10 protein-coding genes are annotated in these 13,044 nt (G+C 39.0%); 6 read left to right on the top strand and 4 right to left on the bottom strand.

Annotation, left to right across the window (positions count from 1 at the left end):
* Nucleotides 1-18: 18 nt before the first annotated feature.
* The gene (locus tag R7Z49_RS17990) at nucleotides 19-807 is read right to left on the bottom strand and encodes a transporter substrate-binding domain-containing protein (RefSeq protein ID WP_005377324.1); all 789 of its coding nucleotides are present in this window, start codon (nucleotides 805-807) and stop codon (nucleotides 19-21) included.
* A gap of 461 nt (nucleotides 808-1,268) precedes the next feature.
* On the opposite strand from R7Z49_RS17990, the gene R7Z49_RS17985 reads away from it, so the two are divergent.
* Entirely contained in the window at nucleotides 1,269-1,613 is a 345-nt protein-coding gene (locus R7Z49_RS17985; RefSeq protein WP_005377323.1) for a DUF3316 domain-containing protein, read from the top strand.
* 610 nt (nucleotides 1,614-2,223) lie between these two features.
* Here the strand turns inward: R7Z49_RS17985 and R7Z49_RS17980 are convergent.
* Both R7Z49_RS17980 and R7Z49_RS17975 read right to left on the bottom strand, forming a co-directional pair.
* Nucleotides 2,224-3,198 carry a porin gene (locus tag R7Z49_RS17980; protein WP_025768142.1) on the bottom strand — a complete coding sequence of 325 codons (975 nt, stop codon included), beginning with the start codon at nucleotides 3,196-3,198 and terminating at the stop codon, nucleotides 2,224-2,226.
* Nucleotides 3,199-3,338: 140 nt separating this feature from the next.
* Nucleotides 3,339-4,262, bottom strand: coding sequence for a LysR family transcriptional regulator (locus tag R7Z49_RS17975; RefSeq protein ID WP_017821684.1), 924 nt, complete (start codon nucleotides 4,260-4,262; stop codon nucleotides 3,339-3,341).
* 378 nt (nucleotides 4,263-4,640) lie between these two features.
* Between R7Z49_RS17975 and R7Z49_RS17970 the strand changes: the two genes are divergently transcribed.
* From R7Z49_RS17970 to R7Z49_RS17955, 4 genes are all read left to right on the top strand, one after another.
* Nucleotides 4,641-5,810 (top strand): efflux RND transporter periplasmic adaptor subunit, encoded by a 1,170-nt coding sequence (locus R7Z49_RS17970; RefSeq protein ID WP_025768141.1) that lies wholly within the window; start codon nucleotides 4,641-4,643, stop codon nucleotides 5,808-5,810.
* Nucleotides 5,811-5,822: 12 nt separating this feature from the next.
* Nucleotides 5,823-8,963, top strand: coding sequence for a multidrug efflux RND transporter permease subunit (locus R7Z49_RS17965; RefSeq protein ID WP_318111883.1), 3,141 nt, complete (start codon nucleotides 5,823-5,825; stop codon nucleotides 8,961-8,963).
* Between the two features lie 145 nt (nucleotides 8,964-9,108).
* Nucleotides 9,109-10,038 (top strand): LysR family transcriptional regulator, encoded by a 930-nt coding sequence (locus R7Z49_RS17960; RefSeq protein WP_318111882.1) that lies wholly within the window; start codon nucleotides 9,109-9,111, stop codon nucleotides 10,036-10,038.
* Between the two features lie 194 nt (nucleotides 10,039-10,232).
* Nucleotides 10,233-10,844 carry a hypothetical protein gene (locus R7Z49_RS17955; RefSeq protein WP_262606988.1) on the top strand — a complete coding sequence of 204 codons (612 nt, stop codon included), beginning with the start codon at nucleotides 10,233-10,235 and terminating at the stop codon, nucleotides 10,842-10,844.
* Nucleotides 10,845-11,256: 412 nt separating this feature from the next.
* Here R7Z49_RS17955 and R7Z49_RS17950 read toward each other — a convergent pair whose 3' ends face one another.
* Nucleotides 11,257-12,156, bottom strand: coding sequence for a LysR family transcriptional regulator (locus R7Z49_RS17950; protein WP_053307039.1), 900 nt, complete (start codon nucleotides 12,154-12,156; stop codon nucleotides 11,257-11,259).
* Nucleotides 12,157-12,268: 112 nt separating this feature from the next.
* On the opposite strand from R7Z49_RS17950, the gene eamB reads away from it, so the two are divergent.
* Nucleotides 12,269-12,853, top strand: coding sequence for a cysteine/O-acetylserine transporter (gene eamB, locus R7Z49_RS17945; protein WP_005388201.1), 585 nt, complete (start codon nucleotides 12,269-12,271; stop codon nucleotides 12,851-12,853).
* The last annotated feature ends 191 nt before the right edge of the window (nucleotides 12,854-13,044 follow it).

Genomic DNA, 13,044 nt, shown 5'->3' with positions numbered 1-13,044 from the left:
TCTACAATAACAATATGATTACTTGACTTGCTTTAACCATTTATCGTCGTTAAACCACTTATCGTAAATGCGATCGTAAGTTCCATCGCCCTTAATTTGACGTAAATAGTTGTTTAAGAAGTTGAGCGTATCTGGATTTCCTTGCGGCACAGCCCAACCCAAAGGCTCGTAAGTAAACGGTTTAGCCAAGTGCATTAACTGCCCTTTGTTTTCCGCCACATAAATAGAGTTGTAAGGAAAGTCATAAACAAACGCATCTACCTTTCCGTTGGCAACCTCAAGTACCGCTTCAGACTGAGTTTCGTATAGATTTATCTTAGCTTTCGGAAGGTATCGTTTTACCGCTTGCTCACCCGTTGTCCCAAGCTTAGTTGCAACAACATATTCTGGACTATTGAGATCACGGTAACTAGACACTTTACCTTCATGCTTGAGATCTACGAGAATGGATTGGCCAATAACCACATAGGGATCAGCGAAATTCACCTGAGTATTTCGCATAGGTGTGATCGTCATCCCGCCCATAATCATGTGACACTTACCAGTCAACAGTGTTGGGATAATGCCATCCCATGAAGTGTTTACCGGCACAAACTTAACATCCATGGCACGCGCCATTTGCTTACCCAAATCGATATCAAACCCGATGTACTGCCCATTTTTTGCTGTCATTTCAAAAGGCATATACCCAGAATCAAAGCAGACTTTTAGCTCCCCTGTACTTTTGATGTCGTCTAAAATTGGGTCTGCATTAACCGTCGTCGAAACAGCTAACCCCAGTGCAGCAAAACACAATAACTTTTTCATGGATATTCCTTTATCATTTGTTGTAAAGTTTTTTTATACACGACAAAAGAATAAAAAACCACAAACAATGACTTTTTAATCACTAGAATTTGTAGGATCGTTACTAAGCTGGAAGATCTGAATGAAAATCTATACCAAGCCATTGCAATTGAATTGCATGCATTAAGTGATTAAGTTGTAGGCAGGTCACTATAACGACAAGAAACATACGCTTTGACTGAATAGTCAGCGTTTCCGAGAGTGGTTTAATTATTAACGAAACCATACAGATATTCGCTTTTTCACATTGACCGTAATGTCAAAAGTGCTTGAGTTTTATTGTTGACAATTCTTCCATAGTCAATGGTCACAAATGTGATGTACAGCACATTTCTATAATGGCACTATCACCTTTGTCGAGAGATATTAACAAGGATTCGTTGGGCATCTTGACTTTGTAATACAAATAAAAAGGTGACTATATGAAAAAACTAATGACGCTCTCATCACTATTATTATTCAGTTTATCTGCTACTGCTGGTATTCATGTCGAACACTCTACAAACAAAGTTGTTCTCAATGACTTTACGACAAAAGATGCCGCTTATAGCTCTGCGTTTGATCTTGTCGATGAATACCAAACGCTATCAAAACATGAACTTAGAAATCGTCTAAACATCATTGGAAGCGGTTTCCCTCGTGATATTGCAATCGATGATAGTAAGGTGAGAGTTGAAGAATACGCACTTAACCGTGATGAAGTTAAATATCGTGCAATCATAAACTTCGATTATCACTTCAGAACAAGTGACGGCGGTAAAAACTAAAAAATCATCTGCACCTTTACTTTCTTAGAGCCCTTCCTATTTTAAGAAAGTAAAGGTGTCTAATCACATTGAAACGACTGCTTTTCATAAATCGCTCTCTCCTTACATAAACAGTATCAATCCCTACATCTATCGTTTACATAAAAATCATTTTTCCAATCTTCATTGAGATACATTTCGTCGTTTGGCACTTTATCATTCACTTGGTTCGCCATATGGATTCCACATCACTTAAATGAAAAAGACCCTTGAAATTGAGTTAAATTTTCTATGAAGATTAACTAAATCTAAGATCGACAATTGTCGTTACATTTTTCTCGTTTATAGCAATATATAAAAAACTCTTTTTGTTTTAATTAACCATAAAGCGTGAAAATAAAAAAAGGCAACAAGACACTTCTTGTTGCCAAAGAAAAAATACATCATTCAAAAAATATGAAAATGAAAACTAGCAGTGGACTAGCTAACAAAACCATTATATTCAAAACACTTAAACAAGTAACGATCAATATAATCCATTATATATGGATGAAAATCAGCACTTATGAAATTACACCGATAAATAAAAAAGCCTGAAAATAGTTTCAGGCTTTTTAGATTTATTAATTTTTTAGAATGAATATCTCGCAGCTATTGCAAGAATATCGTCTTCATTGTCTACATCTGTAATTCTGTATTCTGCTAGTGCTTTAAAATTAGAAGTCAAATCGTACTCTGCACCTAGTGAGTAGTAATCGACGACATCTTCATCATCACGCTCTAGATTGTTATAGCCAACTAGTGCCCAAAGCTTATCTGTTATTTCATAAGTGGCAACTGCTTCAATACCGGTGTAATCAATATTACTTTCAGAACCATCTTTAGCCCAGTTTTCACCATCACTGTATAAAACAGAGGCATAAAACTTGTCGTATTCAAATGCAATAGCACCCGTTAGCAGCTCTGCATCTTCTGCACCCGATTGCCCTTCACCTTCGTTGTAACCAAGCGCAACTTTGAAGCCATATGGCAACTTGTAGTCAGCCGCCGCACCATAAGAGGCTGCATCTGTTGACACTTCATCGTTTTCAGCCTGATAGCTAACATGAATATTCAAACCTTCGTAGCTTGTCGTTAGCTTAAATACTGAATCGGAGCGACCGGTACCATATAGATCCGCACTTACGCCAGCAGCTTCATTACCAAACTCCGGGAAAATATCCGTGTAGTCAGATACTAAAGTGACCGCACCGTATTGACGTCCATAACTTACTGTTCCGTAATCTGCACCAACTCCTACATAGCCTTTTCGGATATCAAATTCATCATCTTCAATCCCATCAGCATCTCTGCGATTAGACTTAAATTCCAACTCATATAAGCCGAATGCATAAAGATCTTCATTTATTTTAGACTCACCTGCAAGTCCTACACGAATGTAGCTATTATCTCCGTCTGCATTTTTATCATCAGAGAAATAATACATCCCTTGCGCTCGTCCATGAATATTTAATACTGATTCTTGATCTTCATAAACTACGGCTGAATTTGCAGCACTTGCAGAAAAAAGTGCTGCGATTGCGATCGACGTTCTTGTCATTTTCATTTAATTACCACTACTTGTGTTGTTTGAATCGAGTGAAATTATGAACAGTGGCAATTATTTTTAAAGTGCAAATTCAACCATATTCTATGGATAAATATAAACAAGCCCTCAATCTAAAACATTATGTCCTAGTACTCATATTAGTCGAGATAATCCATCCAAACAGGAGGCGTTCCTATTATTTTTTGAACAGTATCAATGAATAGTTTGGCTAATGGTTGTTGATTTCGGTGAGTATACATTGCATATATTTCCCCTATTGCGGGAAGATTATAATCAGGAAGCAACTGTACAAGATCTTGTTTACTCAAACTCTCCTGAAGAAAGAACTGCCCTATTAAAGCATACCCTAGATCAGATTTTACGGCATCGAGCATTAACTCAGTTTCATTCACGAAGTACTGCCCATTGATATTATACGTTCTAACGTCGCTTGATGACTGGCTTGGCGCTATACGTAGCTTATCTGCCTTAAAGTTAGCATTAGAGTATATTACTGCTGGCATTTTTATAAGCTCTTCTGGAGAGCTCGGAGTTCCATACTTGTCAATAAAACTCTTTGATGCAACCAGTGCCATATTATTGCTTGCCAACTTACGTACTATCATGTTGGACTCTCGGATTGGTCCGATACGAAACACAACGTCAAAACCTTCGTGGATAACATCGACTCGATTATCATCGAGCAGCAGCTCTACAGTAATGTTTGGGTACTGTTTTATAAACTCTTTAACTGCCTGATTTAAGTATGCTCTGCCAAAGAAAGTGGAGCTTGATATTTTCAAGTTACCCTTCGGTTCATCCTGAAATGTAGCAGCAATACTACGAGTTTCGGTTAGAACCTCTCTTACTTTCTTGGCTTGCGCCACCATCTCAACACCTGCATTGGTCAGGGATAACGAACGCGTGGAACGGTTTAACAGCCGTAAGCCCAATTCATCCTCTAGCTTTTTGATCTGTTTTGACAAAGCTGAACGATCTATATGATTTCTGTCAGCAGCTTTAGCAAAAGTTCCGTATTCAGAGACATCCAGTAGTAATTCAAGTTGGCTTGCGAGATCCACTGCACAATTCCTTATTTAGTTTTTATTCTTTATGTGATGGGAAATGGATTTTACAAAATTAATTTCAATTTTTTATGGTTCAAATTGCATCAGTGAATTGCAAATAATGCACGAATTAAAAACGCTTTAATTTTCGTCGCTATCTTTAGCTTCTGTTTAGTTATTCCTATCTATTATGGCTTATTACATTTAACAATACTCCACGTCTTTAAAACCCTAAACTGACCTTTTTCAAACCAAAAAATGAGCATTTTGACCAATATTTAATCGTGCATTTTTATCACTACTCTATGTTCGCTGAGGGCCTATTTACCCATAGGTACAATGAATACAATGCCGTTCCTTTTAGTATGAACAGAATCATTTAGGGCGCGACAAATGTTAAAGAAAGTTTTCGGAATTGGCCTTTTATCCGTTTTAGCTGCTTGTGCAGACGAAGAGATAACCAAACAACCTAATACTCCCTTACCTACGATAGACGTCTCCAAAGTCATCTATGAGCCCGTTCAATCGTGGTTCACCTTTACAACAAGGCTTCAAGCCCCAGAGAAAGTTTCTTTAATGCCACGCGTTTCCGGAGTTATTGAAACGGTAGAGTTCAAAGACGGACAGAGTGTCAACAAAGGCGACTTACTCGTCACTCTTGATGATCGAACCTTCAAAGCTCAGGTCTCACGACTTGAAGCGCAAGTTAAGAGTGCTCGAGCTGCGCTAGAGCAAGCAGCAAACGAACAAAAGAGAGCCGCTCAACTTGTTAAGCGAAAGGCCATCTCAGCGGAACAAGCAGAGGCCCGAGATACCGCAGTAAAACAACGCTCTGCAGAACTAATGGCCTTGCGTGCTCAGTTAGAATCCGCAAAGTTAGATCTTGAGTTTACGAAGATATATGCCCCTATTAGCGGTACTATTTCAAGAGCATTCATTACTAAAGGAAACAATGTAAACGCAAATCAAAGCGTTATATCAAACATTGTCTCTAACGATCAGGTATATGCATACTTTGATGTCGATGAGCGAACTTGGAACCGTTACTTCTCGACAATCAATGCCGACTCTAACTTACCTACTCGTCTTGAACTATCTGGACAAAATGGGCAGGTGTTTTTTGGACGCGTTGACTTTGTCGACAACTCCATCAACGAAAACACCGGTACTTTGCAGGTTCGAGCGGTATTCGATGCAACAAAATCAAACTTAAAAGTGGGATCGTTTGGCCGAGTTCAGATATCAACAACCAAACCAGTTGAACGAGTTCTCGTTCCAGAGCGTTCTATTGGCACAGATCTAGAAAACCGCTTTGTATTAACACTCAATGAAGAGAATACGTTGCAATACAGCATCGTAACCTTAGGCGAACGTTACGGAACATTTCGTGCTATCGAGAATGGCTTGAACGCCGACTCAATTATTGCGGTAAATGGCCCAGCAAAAGTTGGCCCAAATAGCAAAGTCACACCAAAAAATGTCACGCTAGATATTAGCAATACTTCATTGATTATGGCTTCAAACTCAACATCGTTGCCAAACAAACGTTTAGCTCAAGACTAAGAAGACAACCGAATGAAATTTGCACACTTTTTTATTCAAAGACCCATATTTGCCTCTATGTTATCGCTATTGATATTAATAGTAGGCGCAATTTCACTTTTGCAGTTGCCTGTGAGTGAATATCCAGAGGTTGTCCCTCCTACAGTAGTAGTTACAGCAAACTATCCTGGTGCGAACCCAAAAGTAATCGCAGAAACAGTTGCTACGCCTCTGGAGCAAGAAATTAATGGTACAGAAAACATGTTATATATGTTTTCACAGGCAACCAGTGACGGCAGAATGACATTGACCGTAACCTTTGCTTTAGGTACGGACTTGGACAAAGCTCAGGTTCAAATTCAAAATCGCGTCACTACAGCTTTGCCCCGATTACCAGAAGCCGTCCAACGGTTAGGAGTTGTTGCCGAAAAAGCCTCTCCTGATCTCACTATGGTTGTGCATATATATTCTCCAGATTCTAGCCGTGAAGTCAGTTATTTAGCTAACTACGCTAATTTAAACTTGAAAGATGAGATAGCTCGGCTCGGAGGCGTTGGTGATGTGCGCCTTTTCGGTGGTGATGAGTACTCAATGCGCTTGTGGTTAAATCCAGATGAGCTCGCTTCTAGAAATCTAACCGTAATGGACGTTGTCTCAGCCGTCCGATCTCAAAACCAACAGGTGGCAGCAGGCTCATTAGGTGCGCAACCAGCCGCTAATGAAAACCAATTCCAAGTTTTGTTGAACGTAAAGGGCCGTTTGGAGAATATTGATGAATTCAACGACATTATAGTAAAAGTTGACGAAACAGGGGCTTTGACACGTCTTAAAGACGTTGCACGCGTAGAGCTAGGTCAAAACTCTTATGCACTGCGCGCCTTGTTAAATGGTAAACCAGCGGTGGCGATGCCCGTATTCCAGCGCCCTGGTGCTAATGCTATTGAGCTATCGAATCAGGTTCGCTCAACCATGGACCGTTTACAAGCAGCCTTTCCAGCTGGAGTTTCATATGAAATAGCCTACGACCCGACCGTCTTTGTTCGTGGATCGATAGACGCAGTGGTTCATACTCTGCTAGAGGCAATTGTACTAGTTGTTGTTGTAGTCATTTTGTTTTTGCAAACATGGCGCGCGTCTATCATCCCTATCATTGCGGTGCCTGTTTCATTAATCGGTACGTTCGCCGTAATGCAAATGCTCGGAGTATCGATTAACACGCTTTCGTTGTTTGGACTTGTTCTCGCCATAGGCATCGTCGTCGATGACGCCATTGTCGTCGTCGAAAACGTGGAACGGAACATCCATAATGGCCTTGCACCACTAGAAGCAACGAAACAAGCAATGACCGAAGTTACCGGGCCAATTATTGCAATTGCTTTAGTATTATGTGCGGTGTTCATCCCGACGACCTTTATTACAGGGTTATCCGGTCAGTTTTATAAGCAGTTCGCACTAACAATTACGATCTCGACGATTATTTCAGCAATTAACTCGTTGACGTTATCGCCTGCTTTATCAGCACTGCTATTACAAGATAAGAACGCAAAACCCGATCGGCTAACCAAGCTATTGGATGCGGTTTTTGGTAAGTATGTTTTTGCGCCATTCAATAGAATTTTTGAGTACAGCTCGAACCAATATCAAGCTCTGGTCAAGAAGCTGATTCGCTTTAGCCTTGTTGTTGTGGTGGTATACATTGCGTTACTCGGGGGAACGGTTTCTCTATTCAAAGCGGTTCCTGGAGGATTCATTCCTCAACAAGATAAGCAGTATTTAGTTGCGATCGCCCAACTTCCAGATGCAGCAAGTTTAGATAGAACAGAGTCCGTTATTAAAGAAATGGAAAACCTCGCGCTGGCAACACCTGGCGTAGCACAAACGATTTCTTTCCCAGGCTTATCGGTTAATGGTTTTACTAACAGTCCGAATAGTGGCATCGTTTTTGTTACGCTTGAGGACTTCGATAAACGAAATGATCCAACTCTCGGAGCAAATGCGATTGTTGCATCTTTGAATAAGAGCTTTTCAATCATTGATGAAGCCTTCGTTGCGATTTTTCCACCACCACCAATCCAAGGACTTGGCTCAACTGGCGGCTTTAAGCTTCAAATCGAAGACCGTGCGAACAAGGGGTTTGATGAGCTCTTCAAGCAATTGAACTTGGTAATAAGTGAGGCATCAACAAGACCCGAGCTGATGGGATTATATTCCACATTTCGTATACAAGTGCCGCAGATGGACATCCAAATAGACCGTGAACAAGCGATGCTGCAAGGTGTTCCTCTAGAGCAGGTTTTTGATGCGCTTCAAGTTTATTTAGGATCATTATACGTCAATGACTTCAATATGTTTGGTAGAACATACAAAGTGAATGCCCAGGCAGACATGAACTATCGTCTCGAACCTGACCAAATACTTAACTACAAAGTAAGAAATGCTGCCGGACAAATGGTTCCTCTCGGCGCTGTACTGGAGATCATACCCACGATTGGGCCTGACCGCGTGATGCACTATAACGGCTACCCTAGTGCAGAACTAAACGGCAGTCCTGCTTTTGGTTACAGCTCTGACCAAGCCCAAACGGCTATTGAGGAAGTACTGGATCAAAACCTAGCAGAGGGAATGGTTTATGAATGGACTGATGTAACCTACCAACAGATTTTGGCTGGTAACACGATGGTGTATATATTCCCACTTGTTGTTTTGTTAGTTTTCATGGTGCTAGCTTCGCAATACGAGAGTTTAAAACTACCATTCGCTATCATTTTGATCGTTCCTATGACCATTTTTTCTGCACTAGCAGGTGTTTGGTTCATTGGTGGTGACAACAATATATTCACACAAATTGCTTTGATTGTCCTTGTGGCTCTAGCGTGTAAAAATGCCATCTTGATGGTGGAGTTCGCTAAAGAACTTAAAGACAATGGCCAAGATACCTTATCAGCGATTTTGGAAGCATGTCGTTTACGTCTTCGACCGATTCTAATGACATCAATTGCATTTACCGCTGGTGTTATTCCATTAATGATTGGTACAGGGGCCGGAGCGGAAATGCGACAAGCAATGGGTATTGCCGTATTCTCGGGTATGGTAGGCGTAACGGTATTTGGATTACTACTCACACCTGTTTTTTACATGTTAGTGAGTCGAAACAAAAAACGTCAAACACTATAACCATAATATAAATACTCATTTAAATTCATACTAAAGGGAGCTATTGCTCCCTTTTCTTTTGGTTATTAAGTATATTAATAATTTCTAGACAGAGCAGTAGTTATACATGAAACTAATACGCTAATATCTAACTTGGATAAACATTGTGGATTTAGCAAATAAACTACACCTGCTTTTAGAAGTCTCTAAAGCTGGATCTTTTACAAAAGCAGCAGATGGGATGAATATCGACCGCTCTGTTTTATCTAAACACATCAAACAGTTAGAAGAGCACTTAGGCGTTAGGCTATTAAACAGAACAACTCGCGCTCTTTCATTAACGCAAGTCGGCAAGCAAATAGTTGAAAAAGCAGACCAAATATCTCAACTCCTTGATGATACTCAACAAATAGCGGAGAACTTTCAGACTGAGCCTTCAGGGAAAGTACGAATTTCAAGCTCAACATTATTTGGAAAACTCTATCTACAACCTTCGATAGAGAAGTTTTTACATAAGTACCCAAAAGCAAGTGTTGAACTAATGCTAGATGATCTTCATGTAGACGTGATTAGAAGTAATTTTGATATTGCTTTTCGAATCGGACCTATGAGGGATTCATCAATGGTAGCAAGAAAATTAGCAAAAAATACGACTGCAATCATTGCTTCTCGAAATTTAATTGAAAAACATGGTAACCCAGAAACGCCTGATGAGTTAGTTAAGCTACCTTTTATTATTTATTCAAATGGTAATTTTATTGTCGATAAACTTAAATTCTACGACAAAGAAAAATCAGATGGTTTAGATACATACCCAATATCAGGATCATACATGGTCAATGAAGCTGAGCTAATAATTGAAAGCGTAAAGTCAGGTCTGGGCGCAGCACTCATAGGTCAATTTATGCTTCCTAACAACCTAGAGTCTTCTAATTTAGTTCAACTTTTACCAGAATATGAAACTCAAGATTTTGGTGATATTTATGCCATGTACTCACACCGTCAGCAATCACCATTGGTTAGGGCATTCATTGATATCGTTCAAGAAGAAATTGGCATACCACCAGTATGGGAAAAGCATTTCAATAAAAGCTAGGTGATTCTATTTAACCAAAATTAGCAGAAAATAAAAAATAAAATAAAATCAATAAATTAAACCAGGAATGTTTAATATTCATCGAAGTTTAATGTTAGGTGAATTAAGTTCCATTCTAAATGGCGCTTAATTCACTAAATATAAAAAATTCTTGATTTATAATACTAACAAATCCATCACCTATACGAGTTACGATGTATATTAAAGAAAAACACACCTCGGTCACTAGTTTGTTAGTATATAAAATATCTTATCTTATTTTTTTGGTTATTTATACGTTAGCAACGATTTATTTTAGCGTACAAATGGACAAAAGCACATCGGAGAACTCTCTTATAGAAATGACTCAAATAGCATTTGTGCTTTTTTCATCGTTAATGTGTTTGTATAAATCTAAGGAATATCTTGAACTCAAACACATATTAGTAATAATTTCTTCATTTTTTATGGTTATATTCGTTAGAGAAATGGACTACCACATAGAGCAGTATTTCCCTCACGGTTCATGGAAGTATCCTGCTTGGATTATAATAGTCTCAGTCTGTTATTTTTGTTTTAATAATATAGTTAACATAAAAAATGAGGTAAAACTTTTCATTTCTCATTCTAGCTTCACGACATTAACAATTGGATTTTTCATTGTTTTCTTATTCTCACGCTTTGCAGGGTATGGTGATTTTTGGGTCGAGTTCATGGGGAACTCATACAATAGAGATGTGAAAAACTTGGTTGAAGAAAGCTTAGAGTTACTAGGTTACGCGATACTTTTAAACGGTGTTTTACTTATTAAAGTAGAAAATCACTAAGTATAAATAAGAGTTCAAGCTTTGAACTTTTTGGTTAAAAAAAAGCAGCAAATTATATTTGCTGCAAATGATGAAAAAAACAATATGCGTAAGTTAACTTCCTAGCAATGGATGCGTTAACGAGTTAATAATAACGAACCGTAACAATTAAGTCTCGTTGAAAATAATCCATAAAGAATGGCATTTATTACACTGTTAATTATGTAACCTTATCTAATCTAGTTATCACACGCCGTCGTTTTTATATCTTATCTCTTTCCGTCAATAAATAGCTCTTCACATCAGATCCCATTTATCATCCCACAACAGTCGGATTCAAAACAAAGCAATAAAAATCAATAAATTAGAAGTAGCCACTTAAAAAATAAAAAGGAGTAAAAACGAAACTATATCAGATAGAACATATTAAAGATCACCGACTCTGAGTAGAAAGCCGTTCATACTCGTTACGCATACAATCAATAAAGACTTCCATCGCCGGCGTCACACACTTCCCAGCATGATAAGCGCAGAGTGGCTTGATCATCTGTGAAAATTCGGTGAACTCAAGCTCTTGTAAACTGCCCTCTTGCAACTCTTTTTCAACCGTAAAACGAGGTAAGTAAGAGATACCAATATTACTCTCAACGCAATTTTTGATCGTATTAATACTGCTAAGTTCGATCATGTTGTCGATGCTAATATCACGCTCCTGAATAATGCTCTCAAACATCCGTCGAAAAAGGCACTTAGGGCCATTGCTTATAAACCCTAAATCAATATGTTGCTCTCTCTTCTTTAAATCTAGCCCTTTTAAAAGCGGTGAAGCAACCAATACCAGTGGCTCGTGCTCAAACTCGTGGACCTTGAGCGTATCGTCATTACCTACTCGATAAAACACACCTAAATCAGCTTTATCCGCTATCAACTCATCTCGAATCTGATAGCAATTTTGTGATTGCAGAGAGAGTCTGACATTGGGCGCTCTGATCCTGAACTCTTTTAAAACATTAGCCATCTTATAAGCAAGTTGAGTCTCAGCAACCAGCACTTTCAATTCACCGGTCGGCTCCGAGTTTTCTTGCTGTGCTGTTCCCTCAATATTTTCCATCACTCGCGACAGTTCATAGACGTAAGGCAGTATCTTTTCTCCTGCTTGAGTCAAAACCATCTTACGCCCTATTTTTTCGAACAGCTGCAGAGACAGATCTTGTTCCAACTGCTTGATTTGAAAGGTGACGGTTGATTGCGTGCAATAAAGCTTCTGTGACGCTTTTAGAAACGATCCTTCTTCAACAATAGCTTTAAAAGTAAGAAAGCGTTTTAGATTCATGACTAGACTCCACAACCAACAGTTCAATAAATTAAAAGTCTAAGTTTTAATTTATTCAATTTTTTAATCAATTGTAGCGAAGTATAGTGCAGTAAAAACAGGAGAGATAGAGATGACCGCCATCTACACCGCATTTTTTACTTACGTAATCATTACTTCAATTACACCAGGGCCAAACAACATTTTATCGCTCAGCATCGCGACGCAATATGGACTAAAACGCTCAACAAAAGTGATTTCGGGGATGTTTTGTGGCTATGTTGTTTTGATGCTACTTTGTGGCGCTTTCACGTATAACATGATCAGCCTCTTGCCCGTGATTACACCTTGGCTAACATGGATTGGAGCAGCTTATATTGTTTGGTTGGCTTGGGGGCTTGCTACGAGTGAGATCAAAACTTCATCGGATAATTCTAAAGGTATCAGTTTCTTAACAGGTTTCGGTTTGCAGTTCGTTAATGTGAAAATCATTCTTTATGGAATTACCTCTATTTCTACGTTCGTACTGCCCCACACTCAGAATATCTACTGGATCTTAGCGACTAGCCTCATTCTTGCTTTGATCGCACTTCTTAGCAACGTAGTCTGGGCCGTTGCAGGAAAGCTACTTCAATCGCAATTCCAGAGATATGGCAAAGTCATCAATATGAGCTTAGCAGCAGCTCTGATCTATTGTGCGACACAGTTATTTACTTAAGTATATAGTTGATCATCAAGAACAATATTGCTCTTCAACTTAGACGACTACGTTTATGTGAAGAGCAAATTCTGCTCTACAAATCGCTGCGGTTTCTCGTGCCCTTACTCGCTCCTTCATACGGCAGTTTTTGAAGAAGTAGATTCAACGTCACTTAATCAACCTAAAGATACGAAATCTTTTTTAGTTAT

It is taken from the genome of Vibrio sp. 1562 (genome assembly GCF_033340155.1).
Taxonomy (GTDB): domain Bacteria; phylum Pseudomonadota; class Gammaproteobacteria; order Enterobacterales; family Vibrionaceae; genus Vibrio; species Vibrio alginolyticus.
Note: the sequence above shows the minus strand (reverse complement) of the source record. Positions and strands in the feature narration are given on the sequence as shown.